At 69.0% G+C, this 17,321-nt stretch carries 12 protein-coding genes; 4 read left to right on the forward strand and 8 right to left on the reverse strand.

Annotated elements, in window-relative coordinates; genetic code table 11:
- Window positions 1–16: 16 nt before the first annotated feature.
- Entirely contained in the window at window positions 17–889 is an 873-nt protein-coding gene (locus EDF19_RS14585; protein ID WP_123681597.1) for a DUF6270 domain-containing protein, read from the forward strand.
- Here EDF19_RS14585 and EDF19_RS14590 read toward each other — a convergent pair.
- A complete protein-coding gene (locus EDF19_RS14590; RefSeq protein ID WP_123681598.1) occupies window positions 879–2,606 on the reverse strand; it encodes a glycosyltransferase family A protein in 1,728 nt (575 codons plus the stop codon). The two genes, EDF19_RS14585 and EDF19_RS14590, sit on opposite strands and share 11 nt — an antisense overlap.
- Window positions 2,603–4,138, reverse strand: a complete 1,536-nt coding sequence (locus tag EDF19_RS14595) for a glycosyltransferase (RefSeq protein ID WP_221180677.1) — start codon at window positions 4,136–4,138, stop codon at window positions 2,603–2,605. The genes EDF19_RS14590 and EDF19_RS14595 overlap by 4 nt, the downstream gene beginning before the upstream one ends.
- A gap of 150 nt (window positions 4,139–4,288) precedes the next feature.
- On the opposite strand from EDF19_RS14595, the gene EDF19_RS14600 reads away from it, so the two are divergent.
- Window positions 4,289–7,018 carry a CDP-glycerol glycerophosphotransferase family protein gene (locus EDF19_RS14600; RefSeq protein WP_123681600.1) on the forward strand — a complete coding sequence of 910 codons (2,730 nt, stop codon included), beginning with the start codon at window positions 4,289–4,291 and terminating at the stop codon, window positions 7,016–7,018.
- On the opposite strand, the gene EDF19_RS14605 is transcribed toward EDF19_RS14600, so the two are convergent.
- From EDF19_RS14605 to EDF19_RS14615, 3 genes are read right to left on the reverse strand one after another with little or no spacing between them, the layout of a single operon-like run.
- Window positions 6,952–7,650: an acyltransferase gene (locus tag EDF19_RS14605; protein ID WP_260217209.1), complete on the reverse strand. Its 699-nt coding sequence runs from the start codon at window positions 7,648–7,650 to the stop codon at window positions 6,952–6,954. The two genes, EDF19_RS14600 and EDF19_RS14605, sit on opposite strands and share 67 nt — an antisense overlap.
- A gap of 41 nt (window positions 7,651–7,691) precedes the next feature.
- Entirely contained in the window at window positions 7,692–8,420 is a 729-nt protein-coding gene (locus tag EDF19_RS14610; RefSeq protein ID WP_221180678.1) for an ABC transporter ATP-binding protein, read from the reverse strand.
- The gene (locus tag EDF19_RS14615; protein ID WP_123681601.1) at window positions 8,417–9,238 is read right to left on the reverse strand and encodes an ABC transporter permease; all 822 of its coding nucleotides are present in this window, start codon (window positions 9,236–9,238) and stop codon (window positions 8,417–8,419) included. The genes EDF19_RS14610 and EDF19_RS14615 overlap by 4 nt, the downstream gene beginning before the upstream one ends.
- Before the next feature lie 168 nt (window positions 9,239–9,406).
- Here EDF19_RS14615 and EDF19_RS14620 point away from each other — a divergent pair, with 168 nt between their 5' ends.
- Window positions 9,407–10,777 (forward strand): glycosyltransferase family 4 protein, encoded by a 1,371-nt coding sequence (locus EDF19_RS14620; RefSeq protein WP_123681602.1) that lies wholly within the window; start codon window positions 9,407–9,409, stop codon window positions 10,775–10,777.
- Window positions 10,774–12,228 (forward strand): glycosyltransferase family 2 protein, encoded by a 1,455-nt coding sequence (locus EDF19_RS14625; protein ID WP_123681603.1) that lies wholly within the window; start codon window positions 10,774–10,776, stop codon window positions 12,226–12,228. The genes EDF19_RS14620 and EDF19_RS14625 overlap by 4 nt, the downstream gene beginning before the upstream one ends.
- A gap of 57 nt (window positions 12,229–12,285) precedes the next feature.
- Here EDF19_RS14625 and EDF19_RS19225 read toward each other — a convergent pair whose 3' ends face one another.
- Genes EDF19_RS19225 through dnaE form a run of 3 tightly spaced genes read right to left on the reverse strand, consistent with a single transcriptional unit; the run spans window position 12,286 to window position 17,044 of the window.
- Complete coding sequence (locus EDF19_RS19225) at window positions 12,286–13,203, reverse strand: hypothetical protein (RefSeq protein WP_185022874.1); 918 nt, start codon at window positions 13,201–13,203, stop codon at window positions 12,286–12,288.
- Window positions 13,200–13,550: a DUF2200 domain-containing protein gene (locus tag EDF19_RS14635; protein WP_123681604.1), complete on the reverse strand. Its 351-nt coding sequence runs from the start codon at window positions 13,548–13,550 to the stop codon at window positions 13,200–13,202. Before EDF19_RS14635 ends, EDF19_RS19225 begins: the two co-directional genes overlap by 4 nt.
- Window positions 13,551–13,561: 11 nt before the next feature.
- The gene (gene dnaE / locus EDF19_RS14640) at window positions 13,562–17,044 is read right to left on the reverse strand and encodes a DNA polymerase III subunit alpha (RefSeq protein ID WP_395860447.1); all 3,483 of its coding nucleotides are present in this window, start codon (window positions 17,042–17,044) and stop codon (window positions 13,562–13,564) included.
- Window positions 17,045–17,321: the final 277 nt, after the last annotated feature.

Raw genomic sequence — 17,321 nt, forward strand, 5'->3', positions numbered from 1 at the left:
TCCTTGTCGCTGGCTCATGCTCGATCGAACGGAGAACTCGGTGTCACGGATCAAGGTGGCCATCATCGGCTCGTGCGTCACGCGAGAAGCGTTCATCACGCGGAACAACCCGCAATACAAGGACGTCTACGACCTCGGCCCGCTGGCGTGGCAGACCGGACTCGTGAGCTTCCTGTCGAGCCCTGTCGCGCCGGACGTCGCAGCGCGCATCGAACCGGGCGACAAGGTCAACGAGCACGGGGCGCGCACCATGGGGCGCGACATCGCCAAGTCGGACCGAGCGGAACTCGAGGCGTTCGCGCCCGACTACCTGTTGTTCGACCTGTACTCCGACGTCCGTTACGGCCTCGCCCGGATCGGCGACGCGACGATCACGAACAACCCGAACAGTTTCCGCAAGACGGACTTCTTCGCCGCGGGCGAGGGGTTCACGACCCTCCACATGGCGAACTCGAGCGCGGAGTACGTGCCACTCCTCGAAGCAGCGGTCGACGAGCTGGTGGACTGGCAGCAGCGGGCGCTCCCGAACACGACCCTCGTGCTGAACTGCTTCCGGTACAGCTCGTACTACCGGACGAGCACCGGCGACCTCGAGTTCGTGAAGTACCGCGGTGACCAGAAGCGGGACGACCTGTACCGCCGACTGCTGCGGGAGAACGACCGGTACGACTCGCTCTACCGCTCGATCACGGCCCGGCACGACCTCCGCACCATCGACAACCGCGACCGCTCGTACCACTCCGACGGCGCGCACCCCTACGGCATCTCGCCGTGGCACTTCGGCCGGCCGTTCTTCCAGGACTTCATGGCCGACCTGGACCGCATGGTCCTCGGTGACGCCCTGACCGCCGCGCGCTCAGCCGACGAACTCGCCGCCGTCAGCTCCTGAGCCTGGCGCGCGCTGCGCGCAGGAGCCGTCGGGCGAGCGGCACGCCGCCCGCCCGACGGTCGACGAGGAACCGCCAGCCGTCGGCACGGTCGGCCAGGGGCTGCAGCTGGACCCCTTCCATGACGGGCGGGAGCGGCATCCTCGCGGTCACGACGGGGAACTCGAGCCGGAGACCACGGAACGCGATCCGGACGGCAGCACGGTGCCTCCCCGTCGCGAGGTCTCCGTTCGCGATGCGGAGCGACCAGCGGGGCGCTTCGTGCTCGAGCCCGAAGACGACCTCGGCCCCCGCAGTCGCGGGCCCCTCGGCAGTTCCGACCGCGGTCAGCACCATCTCGAGGGAAGCGCCGTCCGGCACCGTTGCGACCAGTGGTCCGGTCAGGCTCACGCCGTCGGTGTCCGGGTGCGCCTCGTCGACCACGAGCGGCGCGAGGTGCCGCACCGCCGACACCAGCTGCAGTGCGAGCGGGTCGTTCGCCCGGACGGCTTCGGCGACCGCGTGCAGGAGCTCGGAGTGACCGTCGATCCCCTGCACCTCCGGACCGAGGTCCGCGACGGCGGATCGGAGCACCGTCACGTCGGTGTGCTCGGCGCGGTTGGCGAGGAGCACCAACGGCCCGTCGTTCACGAGGGACGCGCGATCGAGCGAGAAGACGGCGGATCCTCCGAGCGCTCCGACCGAGCGGACCGCGTCCGCCCAGGCACGGAGCAACGTCGGCGTCGCCTCGTGGTGATCGCGCGCATCATGCAGCGCGGACGCGAGACGCACTGCGAGTCCGCCTTCGCCGTTCGCCACCGCGAACCAGAGTGCCCGTCGTTCCGCACGGATCGTCGCACGATCGGTGGTCGGCAGGGCCGCAAGCAGGTCGCGCACCGCTCGGACGACCCGGTCGAGGTCGTGCGCATCCGGCTGTCCGCGGAGGAACCGCTTGAGGTGGACGTACCCGTCAGCGGCGAGGACGACCTCGGCGTGCGCCGCGCGGACCGACGGTGCTGTGTCGGCGAGCAGGGATGCGACCTCGAGCTCCTGATCGAAGTAGCTCATCACGCCGTCGACGCCCGACGCCCTGGCCGTCATGGACGAGGTCCCGGGACGCTCCCGGTAGAGGTAGACGACCTCCGGCACCACCGCGATCCGGTCCGCCGCGAGGACGGCACGGACCATCGGGACGATGTCGTTGGACCGTGGCACGTCCGGGAACCGGACACCCGCCGCACGCACGAACTCGGTCCGGAAGACCCGGTTCCAGCACGCGCGGTTCGCCAGGAGCCTCGGCATCGTCTCGAGGTCCGTCACCGACTCCTCCAGGACGTCGTACCAACTCGACATCGGCTCCCACGTCGATCCCGAACTGAACTTCAGGTGTCGCCCGAGTGCGATCACGGCGTCGCCGCGGTCCGCCGCATCGACGAGCGCTCGGTACGACCCGTCCGGCACGAGGTCGTCACCGTCGGCGAAGACGACGTACTCGCCCTGCGCGAGGTCGATGCCCTGGTTGCGGGCGGCGCCTCCCCCGGCGACTCGGGACCGGTGCAGTCGCACGCGCGGGTCGCCGGACGCGATCCGCTCCACGATCGCGAACGTCTCGTCGCTCGACCGGTCGTCGATGACGATCAGCTCAAGGTCGACGTCCTGCCGGAGCACACAGTCGAGTTGTTCCTCGATCCACGGAGCGACGTCGTGCACGGGCATCACGACGGAGAGCCGGACACTCATGCCCGACGACCGCTCATCGTCCGGACGGCACCGACGAAGCGTGTCAGACCGGACGGCGCGACGGTCACCGCGACGCGGTGGCTGCGACCGTTGCTCAGCGGGAAGTCGACGCTCCAGCGATCACCAGGCCGATGGGAGGTGGAGATGACGACCGCATCCGACGACACGGCGCCCTCGTGGACGATCGTCCTGGCCCCACCGCGCTCGAGCACGATGCGCCCGTGCACTGCACGCTCGAGACCCGCGACGCTGATCCGGAGGCCACCGCGGCGGCGGTCGGCGGTGGGGCGGACGCGCCGGTTCCGCCGGAGGAACGCGACGTCGTCCACCGCTCCGTCGCGCAACGCCGACAGCACGACCTGTTCGTGCTCGTCCAGCCCGCCGCCGATGAACTCGTCCCAGAACGCTGCCACGACCTCTGGACGGACGGGAAGGGTCTCGCCACGTTGCGCGGCATCGACGGCCGGTCGGAACATCCGTTCGCGCCAGAGTGCCGCAGCGCGTTCCGCGTCGGGCCCGATCGCCCGGTCGCACCCGGTCGCGAGGTCCCGCCACAGCGCAACCGCGTCCTCGCTCGGTCGGTCGAAGGTCTGGACCAGGTCGGCCGCGAGCTCCGGCTCCCCCTGCCGGAGCAGGGCGTAAGCGGTCCTCGGGAACGCACTGAGCTGGTCGAACTCGCTCACGTCGGCCCAGGTCTCGATCCACCGCACGAAGTCGACGAGCAGGCGAGCACCGTCCGGACCGAGCGCATCGATCCCGCGCACCCGCGTCCAGGCCTCGCGACGGATCAGCCGTCGTCCGAGAGCGGCCGTCGCCTCGCGTGCCCCGTGCGCCGTGTACGTCCCCGTTGCGGCGCGGGTCTGCGCGATCCAGTCGTCGAGGTCGTCTCCGCGCCCGATGCCCGACGTCACCGATTCATCGTGCCTCCGGTGGCGGTAGACGACCTCCGGCAGCACGTCGACCGTCGCCCGCACCGCAAGCCGAGCCCACCACGAGACGTCTTCGCACGTCGTGCCGGTGGGGAACTCGACACCGGACCCGCGAAGCCACGTCCGCGTGAAGACCTTGTTCCACGGAGTGTGGTCGAACGCCAGCTGCGGCGTGTCAGAGATCCGCAGCGCGGACCCCCCGGTCGCCCAGAGTGCGTCGTCCGTCGTCCAGTAGGTCACCTCGCGCCCGTCCGCCGTGAACTGCTCGGCCCTCCCGCTGACGACGTCCGGATCGGACTCGGCGAAGACGGCGAGCAGGCGTTCGTACGCATCGGGCGGCACCAGGTCATCGGCGTCGGCGAACGCCACGTGGTCACCGGTCGCGACGCGCAGCCCGACGTTCCGGGCGTTGCCGGCCCCGCGACGCTCCGCGTTCTCGACCACGACGATGCGCGGGTCCTCGGCTGCCACGGAGTGGACCGCGTCCGACGCGTCGGAGCCGAGGCCGTCGAGCACGAGGATGATCTCGAGCCGACGGTGGCTCTGTGACCGGAGGGCGTCGAGCGCCCGGTCGAACCACGGCCCGACGCTGCCGACCGGCACGACGACCGACAGCAGAGGAAGGGGTCCACCCACAGCACTTCTCCAGGAGTTCATCACGTTCGGGTTGCGCAGTGCGCGACGAGCCAACCTCGACTTCCGCCCTAAACTATCGCAGCACGTGCCTCACGACGACAGGGAGCCGCTCGACCGATGGACTCAGCGATCCGGACCACGCCACTCATCTCCGTCGTCGTCGCGGCGCACGACGTCGCGCGCTACCTGCCGACGCTCCTGCAGTCGTTCGAGCGGCAGTCGTTCGACAAGGACCGCCTGCAGTTCGTGTTCGTCGATGACGGATCGACCGACTCGACCGGCGCCCAGCTGGACGAGTGGAGTCGGGCCTCCGGTGCGGATGTGACCGTGATCCACCAGACCAACACCTGGATCGCCGGTGCACGCAACGCGGGTCTGGCCCGGGCCACCGGACGGTGGGTCACCTTCGTCGATGCCGACGACGAGCTCGAGGAGCGCTACTTCGAGGAGGTCGCGAAGTTCATCGAACTGCACGCGTCGGACGAGGTCGCGCTGCTCGCAGCCCACCAGCTCCTCCTCGACGACGACGGCGTCGTGACGGACGGCCACCCCTCCCGCAAGCGCTTCGAGAAGGGCTCGCGCATCGTCGACATGCGCCTGGACCCCATCGTGCAGACCGGGGTCAACGCGGCGTTCATGCGCCGCGACCTCATCGAGGCGACTGCTCTCGAGTTCGACGGACGCGTCCGCCCCACCTTCGAGGACGCCCACTTCGTCGCCCGGTACCTGCTCCGGAACGGACTGCACAAGATCGGCCTGATGGCCTCCGCGAAGTACCGGTACCGTCAGCGGGGCGACGGTACCTCCACGATGCAGACGAGCCACGAGGACCGCCGGAAGTACACCGATGTGCTCCGTCACGGCCACCTCGGCCTCCTCGAGGAGGCCTCGGCGATCGGTACCGTCGATCGATGGGTCGCCAACACCGTCCTCTACGACCTCGTCGGGTACTTCCGGCGCGAGCGCGCCATCCGCTCCCCCTCCGCGCTGGCTCCGGTCGACGCGTTCGACGAGTTCCACGAGCTGGCGGCGGCGGTCCTCGACCGAGTTGGATCCGAGGCCGTGCGCTCCTTCGACCTCCTCCCGGTCGAGTTCGCGGTCCGGCGGGCGATGCTCGTGGGCTACCAGACCGATCCCGATCGTCCCAGCACCGTCAACCTGGCTCGCGTCGACGAATCCCATCAGCTCGTCCAGTTGCAGTACTGGTTCACGCGGGACATCCCCGTCGAACAGATCACGGTCGACGGTCACGAGGTCACGCCCGATTTCGAGACCGTCCAGGACTTCGTCTTCTACGGGCGCCCCTTGGTCCGACGACGTGTCCTGTGGATCCCGCGTGGTTTCGTCACCGAGATGCACGTGGACGGCCAGCAGGTCGTGTTCGCGCGCGGCGAGGTGCCGAACCACTACGCGACCCTCACCCGTCGGCAGCTCGAGCCGCAGATCCTCGCGCAGCGCCGCCGGGTGATCGACCCGAACGAGGTCGAGCTCACCAACAAGCAGCACGTCTGGCGGGCCGTGCGTGAGCGCGCGATCAGCACGCGGAACTCGCTCCGGAAGACCGCACTCCGGAACGCTGTCGCGCCGGCGCTCGCGCGCACGCGACGCGCTCGCGAACGGTTCCAGGGCGCGTGGGTGTTCATCGACCGGGACACGGACGCGAACGACAACGCGGAGCACGCGTACCGGTACGTGCAGCGACACCGGCCGGACATCAACGCCTTCTTCGTGCTGAACCGCGACTCGAAGGACTGGGACCGCCTCGAGCGCGAGGGGTTCCGCATGGTCGCGTTCCGCTCGCTCGAGTGGGTGCAGCTCATGCTCCACGCCGAGCATGTCGCTTCGTCGCACATCGCCGACTTCGTCACGAAGCCCCTGCCCGTCTCGAAGTTCGGGAACCCACGCTTCCACTTCACGTTCCTGCAGCACGGCGTGATCAACTACGACCTGTCGCGGTGGCTCAACTCCAAGCGACCCGACCTGTTCGTCGTCTCGACGCCCCAGGAGCGGGACGCGATCGCCGGCCACGGCCAGTGGATCTTCTCCGAGCACGAGGTCGTCCTGACCGGGCTACCACGCTTCGACGCCCTGCTCGAGAAGAGTCGGGCGAAGCAAGAAGTCGAGCGCGACCTCATCCTCGTGATGCCGACTTGGCGTCACTACTTGGTCGGCGCGCAGGTCGCGGGGTCCGGCGCCTGGGAGCGCGACGACCGGTTCATGGAGAGCCGCTTCGCGAAGGAGTACACGGCGCTGATGTCGTCACCGGAACTCCGCGCGCTCGCGAAGCGGACCGGCAAGCGCCTCGCGCTCATGCCGCACCCGCTCCTCCGGCCGTACCTGAGTGACTTCCACCTGCCCGACGACGTGGAGATCCTCGACTTCGCAGTGGACGGCGTGCAGGACGTCCTGTCGCGGAGCGCCGCCTTCGTGACGGACTTCTCGTCGTTGGCGTTCGACGCCGCCTTCATCGACGTGCCCGTCGTGTACTTCCACTTCGACCTCCGCGAGTTCTTCGGCGGCTCACACAGCGGCCGTCGCGGGTACTTCGACTACGACGAGGCTGGCTTCGGCGAGGTGACGGGCTCGGTGCGGGAGGTCGAGGACGCGATCGAGCGGATCGCGGCAGCGGGCTTCCGCCCGTCGGACACGTTCCGGGAGCGGGCTCGACGCACCTTCGTCACCCGCGACGGCCGAAACTCCGAGCGGGTCATCCAGATGATGGAGTGGCTGACCGGCGGACCGCGGCCGGCCGAGCCGCAGGCCGAACAGCCCGCGGTCGATCAGTCGTCGGCTTCGGTCAGTTCCCAGAACGGCGATCGCTCGACCGTGGACGCGTCCGGCTTGTAGAACGGCTCCTTGAGCGACAGGTGCGGGCGTTCCCACGCGACGTCCCGCCGGACGACCCGCGCCGGGGTCCCGACGGCGATGCAGTTGTTCGGCACCCGGCTGGTGACGATCGACCCAGTGCCGATGACCGAACCGCGCCCGACTGTGGTCCCGCCGAGGACCGTCACCCCGAGGGCGAGCCAGACGTGGTCCCCGATGTCGATGGACCGTGAGACGTTGACACGCTCGCCGGTGCGCACGTCGAAGATCGGGTGCGCGTCGTCGGCGCGGATCTGGACGTGTGAGGCGATCATGACGTCGTCGCCGATCCGCACGGTCGTCCCCTCGGTGGCCGAGATGACGCAGTTCGCGGTCGTCGAGGAGTTCGCCCCCACGAGGACGGAGGAGTCCTGACCGATCCGGATGTTCGCGACGAACGCCGGCGCGCCGTGGTTCTCCGCGATCTCGAACCGTCCGTTGTCGCAGTCCATGCTCAGCACGAGTCGCCCGAGGCGCGCGCGTTCGTGGACCTTGACGACGTTGTTCGACCCTCGGAACGTGATCTTCACGTTCCCGCGCTTCGCGCCGCTGTACTCGATCCGGTTGCCGCGCTCGTCCGAGTACGCCGACAGCTCCTCAACATCCGTTTGCACGGATCAACCCTACGGGCACGGACGGCCGACGCGGGGCAGGGTCAGACGGTGGCTTCGTAGGCCGAGACGACCTTCTTGGTCGGACCGATCATCTTCAGTTCACCCTCGTTGAGCCAGGCGACCTGGTCGCACATGTCCTTGACGGTGCCCATCGAGTGCGAGACGAGGATGACCGTACGACCCTCGTCCTTCATCTCCTTGAACTTCGTCTGGCAGCGCTTGCGGAACGTCGCGTCACCGACGGCCAGCACCTCGTCCACCACCAGGATGTCCGGCGTGACGGCGACCGCGACGGAGAACCCGAGGCGCACGTACATGCCGGACGAGTAGTTCTTCACCGGCTGGTCGATGAAGTTGCCCACGCCGGAGAACGAGACGATGTCGTCGAACTTCCGCGCCACTTCCTTCCGGCTCATCCCGAGGATGGAGCCGTTCAGGAACACGTTCTCGCGACCGGAGAGCTCGGGGTGGAACCCGGAACCGACCTCGAGCAGCGACGCCTGCTTGCCGCGCGCGGTGATCGAACCCTCCTCAGGCCAGAGGATCTTGGCCAGGCACTTGAGCAGCGTGGACTTGCCCGAGCCGTTCTTGCCGATCAGGCCGAAGGTCGACCCGTGCGGAACCTCGAACGAGACGTCCTTCAGTGCCCAGAAGTCCTCGTGCACGGACTTCTTGCCACGCATGACCATGCTCTTCAGCGAATCGTTCCGCTCGTGGTACATGCGGAAACGCTTGGAGATGTGTTCGACGGAGACAGCGGAGTCGGTCACAGCAGTTCAGCCAGCTTCTTCTCGTTGCGGGAGAACACGAAGTAGCCGAGTGCGAGCGAAGCGCATCCAGCGATGGCGCACGCGACCAGGTCGGTCCAGTTCGGGAGACGGTTGTCGTACATGAGGTTCCGGAAGACCTCGGAGAACCGCTCGATCGGGTTGAGCTTGTAGACGTGGATGATCCACGGGTGCCCGGCCTTGTTCGCGGCGTCCTCGACGAGCGACAGCGGGTAGATGATCGGCGACAGGTACATCCACATCTGCAGGCCGATGCCGACGAGATGCTGCATGTCGCGGAAGTGCACGTTGATGATCGACAGGATCAGCCCGAGGCCGGCGGCGAACATGGCGAGGAACACCATCGTCAGCGCGATGAGCGGCAGGTAGAGCCAGAAGTTCGACCCGGCGATGGCCAGTGCGATGAGCAGCACACCCATCTCGACCAGCCAGGTGAAGCCGAAGGACCCGACGGCTGCGAGCGGCAGCGTCATCCGGGGGAAGTAGACCTTCTTGATCAGCGAGCCGTTGGCCACGATCGAGGTCATCCCCGAGTTGATGACGTTGCGCGCGAAGATCCACGGCAGCAGGCCGCACATGAGCCACAGCGGGTAGATGTTCAGCCCACTGGGGTCGCCGACCTCGAGCCTCGCCCGGAAGATGAACGAGTAGACGATCGTGTAGATCAACATCGTCGCGAGCGGGTTGATCAACGACCACAGCTGCCCGAAGACGGTGCGGCGGTACTTGCCCTTCACCTCACGCGCAGTGAGGTTCGCCAGGAGCTCCCGTGACGACATGAGCTCGTTCAGGTACGTCATGCTTCGGGTGCAGGCTCCTCCGGGGCGCAGCAGAGCGCTCCTCACAGGGATTCAGGGACGAGACATTCTCGCACAAACGTTGCACAAGACACGTTCGCCACGGTGACGGCTGTCCACAGAGGGTGCCTGGCGCACGAACACTTGGTAAAACCTCAGTAGAGTCAATGGGTGATCGTCAGTTTCGCCAACCACTCCACGGCGCCCGTGAACCTGGGCGGCGCGGAGCGGTCCCTCCTCCGGTTCGTGGAGGACTGGCAGGCGATCGACCCGACGATGACCCCGACCTTCGTCACGAAGGCCCCGAAGGGCAAGTTCATCGAGGCCCTCGACGCCCGCGGCTGGTCGTACGACGCCCTGCGGTTCCGCGGCTGGGCACTGCCGAGCCCCCAGCCGGCTCCGGCTGCCGAGCGCGCCGCGTTCGCGACCGTCGACTACGCCGCCGTGAACGCGATCATCCGGCTGTACGAACGACAGCGCCCCGACCTCGTCGTCACGAACACCCTCGTCGCTCCGTGGGCGTCCTTCGCCGCGGCGGTCCTCGGGATCCCGCAGGCGTGGTTCGTCCGCGAGTACGGCGACCTCGACCACGGGCTGCAGTTCCAGACGGGCCGTGCGGGCGTCCTCGGCGACATCGGGCTGCTGTCCGGCGCCGTGGTCACCAACTCCGAGGCGATGCGCGAGCACCTCGCCCAGTACATCCCCGCCGAGAAGCTCTCGGTCGCCTACCCGACGGTCGACACCGAACGACTCCTCGGCACACGTGACGAGACCCCGACGGTCGCCCCGTTCCCGCAGGCAGACCCCGGTCTCCGCATCACCGTCGTCGGCCGGGTGGAGGAGTCGAAGGGCCAGCACCGCGTCGTCGACGCCCTCGGCGCGCTGCACGAGCGCGGCATCGGCGCGAGCGTCTGCTTCGTCGGCAGCTGGAAGCACCCCGGCGAGGACCAGCGTCTCGCCGAGCGCGCGCGGGCCCTCGGCGTCGCCGACCGCGTCGTCTTCGCGGGCGAGCAGCACACGCCCGCTCCGTACATCGCGGCCGCCGACATCTGCATCACCCCCTCGACGATCGAGGCCTTCGGCCGCACGACGGCGGAGTACATGACGCTCGGCAAGGCCGTCGTCGCGACCCGTCAGGGCGGCAGCGCCGAACTCGTCGACGACGGCGTCACCGGCGTCCTGGTGGACGCCGACGACGTCACCGCCCTCGCGGAGACGCTGGCCGCGTACGCGACGGACCCCGACTCGGCCAGGAGGCACGGCGCGGCTGCCCCGGACCGGCTCGCCGCCGTCACGGGTGCTGGTCACGACAACGCCGCAGCGATCGCGCGCCTCGTCGCGTTGGTCGGGACGGAGGGCTACCGACTCCCCCAGGCCGCGCGCTACTGGTTCGAGCTCCCCGGGGCGTACGCGTCCCTCGGTGCGACGAGCGCCCGTGCCGCAGCGGGCCTGCTGGCGAACCGCGTGCGGTCGCGCTCCGGTGCGGTCGGCCGGCTCCTCGCCCGCCCCGGCGTGGTGCTCCGGAAGCTGGCCAGACGATGACGCGCGAACGCCGACCGGTCACGATCGTCGTCCCGATCTACGACGACCTCCCGGGGCTCGAACGCTGCATCGAGGCGCTGCTCGAGACCGTCGACTTCTCGATCGACCGCGTCCTGCTGGCGAACGACGTCGGCCCCCACGTCGACACGATCGAGGCCCGGGTGCTCGAGCTCGTCGGCGACCGCGACGGCTTCGAGTACACGCGGAACGCGGCGAACCTCGGGTTCGTCGGCAACTGCAACCGCGCGGTGCTCGACCTCGACCGGACGGGCAACGACGTCCTGCTGCTCAACAGCGACACGGTGCCGATGCCCGGCTTCCTCGACGAGATGACCGACGTGCTCGCCTCGGACGACTCGATCGGCGTGGTGTGCGCCCGGAGCGACAACGCCACCATCGCCTCGTTCCCCTACGCCCGCCGCAACCCGCGCGCGACGCTCTCCCCGCGCCGCACGCGGGAGCTGCACGGCCGTACGAAGTACCTGCTCCCCCGGTCGACGGTGTCGCCGGTCGCGATGGGCTTCTGCTTCCTCATCCGGCGCGAGGTCATCGACCGGTACGGCCTGTTCGACGAGGTCTTCTCCCCGGGCTACGGCGAGGAGAACGACTTCTGCCTGCGGATCAACGAGCACGGCTTCACCTCCGTCCTCGCCAACCGCGCCCTCGTCCTGCACACCGGGTCGACGAGCTTCAGCGGTGACCGCGGCCCGTCCCTCCGCCTGGAGCACGAGCGCATCCTGCTCGAGCGGTACCCCTTCTACGCCGGCGCCGTCGCCCTGTTCCTGGCGCGCTACCGCGACGCCGTCGACGTCTTCGCCGACGCGTTCCTCCCAGACGACGACGTCGTGCGCGTCGCGCTGCACCTGCCGGCCGAACTCTCCGACGACGTCACGGCCCGCGTCCGCTCGGTCCTCGCCGCCGCTCCGGAGGACGTCGTCGTGACGGTCATCGTCGCGAAGGCGCAGATCCGAGTAGCCAGGCAGGCCTTCCCGGGCGCACTCATCGCCGCCGGTGGCCGCCCCCGGCAGATCTTCGACGTCGCGGTCGCCCTCGGCGCGCTGACGACCTTCGCGCAGCTCTCCACGCTGAACGCCAACGCACCCCGCTGGATCCTGGTCGACCCGGTGTCGCACGACATCCGCTGGTCGCACGCCGTCGCGAACCACCGGGCGTCCGCGATCGACCGCATCCTGCGTCGGTTCGAGAACCAGAGCACCTCCTGGCGGGGTGGCGACGAGCTCATCGGGCTGATCCGGATGGCAGCGGGGACCGAGATCGACCCGGCGGCGCTCCGTGCGCGCTGGCACGCCGTCTCGGACATCGCCGAGGCCACCGGCCTGCTCGTGCACCGCGCCACGGTCTCCTTCCGTCGCCTGACCGCACTGAGCTTCGGGGCACGGAACCCACGCATCGTCGCGCGGATCCGCGCGATCACCGGGCGGGGCGCGTGACGCGACCCGTCGGCTGACGGGAGGCCCGTGGCGGCGCCGCCACGGGCCTCCAGTCCGTCAGGTGACCGCGTCGACGACCGCAACGTGCCGCGCAACGGTCGTCGCGTCCCACGCACCCACCAGGTGCAGCGTCGCGATGCGGAACACCAGGGCCCGCACGAGGAGCTGCCGCCACTCGGGCTCACCCGCGCCGAGGGCGTCGAGCCGGTCGACGGCGACGCCGTGCCAGCAGACCGCATCGGCGGCGGCGACCGCGAGCCCGAACCCGGCAGGGCGCCAGTACGGCGGCCAGTCGATGATCGCGGGCGCGTGCCCGGCGGCGAACAGGACGTTGCCGAGCAGGTCGCCGTGGACCAGCTGCGCCGGGGCGTCGACGGGACGGAACGCGGCAGCGAGCCGGTCGAGGGTCGGGTCGGCCGGCAGCGGTTCCTCGCCCCAGGCCATGCCGTCGGCACGACGCCAGGGGTCGTCGGTGTCGGCTCCGGCGACGCGCAGGAAGTCGGGTCGGTCGACGTCGGCGACCGCCCGGTGGAACGCTCGGCCGGCCCGGATCACGTCGGTGACGCGGGACTCGTCCGCGGCACCGGCGACGAACTCCCACGCCTCCCAGTCGCCCGACCGCCAGCCCCCGTCACGGGTGGGGACGGGCCGGGGTGTCCGGAACGCCGGGGTGTGCCCGAGGTGGGACAGCAGCTCAGCGCGCCAGTCGGTCACGTCGGCGCCGTCGTGCGGCCGGAGGACGACGGCGCGGGTACGGGCTCGTGTGCCGACACCGGCGGCCGCGTCGGCACCGGCGTCCGCGGCGGCACCGGCGTCCGCGGCGGCACCGGCGTCCGCGGCGGCACCGGCGTCCGCGGCGGCGTCGGCACGCCAGGACAGCCCGCGACCGCCGGCGAGCGGCACGGGCGTGGACTCCCCCACCCCGAACGCCCGGAGCACCCCGGCGTCGGGAGCGGCCGTCCCCGCGCCGGTCACGCTGTCCGGAGCACCTTCGCCATCGGACGGCCCTTGGCGACCTCGTCGACGAGCTTGTCGAGGTACCGGATCTGCCGCATCAGCGGATCGTCGAGCTCCTCGATCCGCACGCCGCAGATCACACCCGTGATGAGCGGTGCGTTCTCGTTCAGGTGTGCGGCGGCGAAGAAGTCACGGAACGTGGTCTCGTCCGCCAGGTGCCGGTCGAGCGCGGCGTCGTCGAAGCCCGTGAGCCACTCGACGACGGTGTCGAGCTCCGCCTTCGTGTGGCCCTTCCGCTCCACCTTCGCCAGGTAGTGCGGGTAGACCGACGCGAACGGCGTGTCGAAGATCCGGTGCTCGGCCACGGTCGTCTCCTCTACACCAGGCAGCGCGGCCCGAGCAGGCTCTTCAGCTCGCCGAACAGGTCGGGGGTCAGGTTCACCGGGAACGGCAGTTCGAAGGTGCGGGCGACGTCGTCCTTCAGGAGCTTCAGTCGCACCTCGGTCTCGCCCTGGTGCCGACTGAGCACCGCGGCGAGCTCGGTGACCGTGCTCGTCGTGGCTTGTCGTTCCGGCAGCGACAACGTGAGCGGGCCGGAGCCCATCGCGTCGCCGATCGCCGGCTGGAACATGCTCACCGCGTGCAGGGCCTTGCCATCGTCGCGGACGTTCACACGGCCGCGCAGGACCACGATCGAGTCCGCCACCAGGGACGGCCCGAACTCCTGGTAGGTCTTGCCCAGGAACATCACGCCGATCTGGCCGCCGAAGTCCTCGATGTCGACGATGCCGTACGGGTTGCCGCTCGTCTTCGCCACGCGGTGCTGCACGCTCGTCAGCAGCCCCGCGACCGTCACGGTCTCCCCCTCGACCGAGTCGTCGGCCGCGATGAGGTCGGCGATGGTGATCGACTGGTGCTTCGCGAGTTCGATCTCGAGACCGGCGAGCGGGTGGTCGGAGACGTAGAGCCCGAGCATGTCGCGCTCGAACGCGAGCTTGTCGCGCTTGGACCACTCCGGACGGTCGGGCACCTGCGACACCGGACCGGCGGCCGGCGATTCCTCGGCCACCTCGGCGAACAGCGAGTCGAAGTCGAAGCCGACGTTGCCGTGGGCTTCGTCGCGCTTGACCTTGACGGCGCCTTCGACCGCACCCTCGTGGATCTCGACCAGCGCGCGGCGGGAGTCGCCGAACTCGTCGAAGGCACCCGCCTTGATGAGCGACTCGACCGTGCGCTTGTTCGCGGACGAGATCGGGATCTTGCGCAGGAAGTCGTGGAACGACTCGAACGCGCCCTTCTCGGTGCGGGCCTTCACGATGTCGTCGACGACGTTGAACCCGACGTTGCGGATCGCGCCCATGCCGAAACGGATGTCCTCACCGACGGCGGCGAAGAAGCCGATCGACTCGTTGACGTCCGGCGGCATGACCTTGATGCCCATCCGGCGGCATTCGTTGAGGTACAGCGCGAGCTTGTCGCGGGCGTCACCGACGGAGGTCAGCAGCGCCGCCATGTACTCGGCCGGGTAGTGCGCCTTGAGGTAGGCGGTCCAGAAGGAGACCACGCCGTACGCGGCGGAGTGCGCCTTGTTGAACGCGTAGTCGGAGAACGGCAACAGGATGTCCCACAGCGTCTTGATCGCCGCGGGCGAGTAGCCGTTGTCGAGCATGCCCTTCTCGAAGCCGGCGTACTGCTTGTCCAGCTCGGACTTCTTCTTCTTGCCCATCGCGCGACGGAGGATGTCCGCCTGGCCGAGGGAGAACCCAGCGACCTTCTGCGCGATGGCCATGACCTGCTCCTGGTAGATGATCAGGCCGTAGGTCGTGCCGATGATGTCCTGCAGGGGCTCGGCGAGCTCCGGGTGGATCGGGGTGATCGGCTGCTCGCCGTTCTTGCGGAGCGCGTAGTTCGTGTGCGAGTTCGCACCCATGGGCCCCGGTCGGTACAGGGCGATGAGCGCGGAGATGTCCTCGAAGTTGTCGGGCTTCATCAGCCGCAGCAGGCCACGCATCGGCCCGCCGTCGAGCTGGAACACGCCGAGGGTGTCACCGCGCTGCAGGAGCGCGTACGCCTCGGGGTCCTCGAGCCCCATCGTCTCGAGGTCGAGGTCGATCCCGCGGTTGGTCTTGATGTTGTCGAGGGCGTCACTGATGATCGTGAGGTTGCGGAGCCCCAGGAAGTCCATCTTGATCAGGCCGAGCGACTCCGCTGCCGGGTAGTCGAACTGCGTGACGACCTGGCCGTCCTGCTCGCGCTTCATGATCGGGATGATGTCGATCAGCGGATCGCTCGACATGATCACGCCGGCCGCGTGCACGCCCCACTGGCGCTTCAGCCCTTCGAGCCCGAGCGCGGTGTCGAACACCGTCTTCGCCTCGGGGTCGGTCTCGACGACCGTGCGGACGTCGACGGCTTCCTTGTAGCGGGGGTGGTCCTTGTCGAAGATCCCGGTGAGCGGGATGTCCTTGCCCATCACGGGCGGCGGCATCGCCTTGGTGAGCTTCTCGCCCATGCCGAACGGGAACCCGAGCACGCGCGAGGAGTCCTTGAGCGCCTGCTTCGCCTTGATCGTGCCGTACGTGACGATCTGCGCCACGCGCTCCGACCCGTACTTCTCGGTGACGTACTTGATCGCCTCACCGCGGCGCCGGTCGTCGAAGTCGACGTCGAAGTCGGGCATCGAGACGCGGTCCGGGTTGAGGAACCGTTCGAAGATCAGGCCGTGCCGGATCGGGTCGAGGTCGGTGATGCGCATCGCGTACGCGACCATCGAGCCGGCACCGGAACCACGACCGGGTCCGACGCGGATGCCGTTGTTCTTCGACCAGTTGATGAAGTCGGCGACCACCAGGAAGTAGCCGGGGAACCCCATCTGGTTGATGATGCCGACCTCGTAGTCGGCACGATCCTGGACTTCTTTCGAGATGCCGCCCGGGTAGCGGTACTCCAGCCCCGCCGCGACCTCTTTCTCGAACCAGGAGTGCTCGGTCTCGCCGTCGGGCACCGGGAACTTCGGCATGTAGTTGGCCGAGGTGTCGAATTCGACGTTGCAGCGCTCGGCGATGAGCAGCGTGTTGTCGCAGGCCTCGAGGTTGTCGCGGAAGACGTGCCGCATCTGCTGCGGGGTCTTCAGGTAGAACTCGTCGGCGTCGAACTTGAAGCGGTTCGGGTCGTTGAGGGTCGAGCCGGACTGCACGCAGAGGAGCGCCGCGTGCGACTTGGCGTCGTGCGCGTGCGTGTAGTGCAGGTCGTTCGTGCCGACCAGCGGGATGCCGAGGTCCTTCGCCAGCCGGATCAGGTCGCTCATGATCCGACGCTCGATCTCGAGCCCGTGGTCCATGATCTCGGCGAAGTAGTTCTCCTTGCCGAAGATGTCGCGGTAGTCGGCCGCGGCCTTGATCGCTTCGTCGTACTGGCCGAGGCGCAGGCGCGTCTGGATCTCACCAGAGGGGCAGCCCGTCGTCGCGATGATGCCCTCGTGGTACTCCTGCAGGAGCTCGATGTCCATGCGGGGCTTGAAGTAGTACCCCTCGAGCGACGCCTTCGACGAGAGCCGGAACAGGTTGTGCATGCCCGTGGTGTTCTCGGCGAACATCGTCATGTGCGTGTACGAACCCGCACCGGAGACGTCGTCACCACCGCCGTCGCCCCAACGAACGCGGGTCTTGTCGGTGCGGTGCGTGCGGGGCGTGATGTACGCCTCGGTCCCGATGATCGGCTTCACGCCGCCGGCCTTCGCGGCCTTCCAGAACTCGAACGCGCCGAACATGTTGCCGTGGTCGGTCACCGCCACGGCGGGCATGCCCTGCGCCGCCGTCTCGGCGACGAGGTCGTTGAGCCTGGCGGCACCGTCGAGCATCGAGTACTCGCTGTGCACGTGCAGGTGGACGAAGGAGTCGGAATCCGACACGGAACCTCCGGTTCGTACGGTCTGCGGCGGGGTGGGACAAGCCTAACCGCGAGCTCGGACAAACCCGCGCGTGTCCGACGGCATCGGCGTCCGAGCCTCGTGCGGCCCCCGCTCGGTGAGCAGGAATGGTCGAGTGGCAGGACGCGACCCGACCATTTCTGCTCACCATGCGGGGTGGGCGCGCCCGGCGCCGGCCGGGAGGCGCGTGGCGGGGCCGCACCGCGCC

It is taken from the genome of Curtobacterium sp. PhB115, assembly GCF_003752025.1.
In the GTDB taxonomy this organism is placed as follows: Bacteria; Actinomycetota; Actinomycetes; order Actinomycetales; family Microbacteriaceae; genus Curtobacterium.

Coding starts and splice junctions, on each gene's coding strand:
- EDF19_RS14585 (WP_123681597.1), top strand. CDS start 17: ATGCTCGATCGAACGGAGAACTCGGTGTCACGGATCAAGGTGGCCATC.
- EDF19_RS14590 (WP_123681598.1), bottom strand. CDS start 2,606: ATGAGTGTCCGGCTCTCCGTCGTGATGCCCGTGCACGACGTCGCTCCG.
- EDF19_RS14600 (WP_123681600.1), top strand. CDS start 4,289: ATGGACTCAGCGATCCGGACCACGCCACTCATCTCCGTCGTCGTCGCG.
- EDF19_RS14615 (WP_123681601.1), bottom strand. CDS start 9,238: ATGACGTACCTGAACGAGCTCATGTCGTCACGGGAGCTCCTGGCGAAC.
- EDF19_RS14625 (WP_123681603.1), top strand. CDS start 10,774: ATGACGCGCGAACGCCGACCGGTCACGATCGTCGTCCCGATCTACGAC.
- dnaE (WP_395860447.1), bottom strand. CDS start 17,044: ATGCTCGACGGTGCCGCCAGGCTCAACGACCTCGTCGCCGAGACGGCG.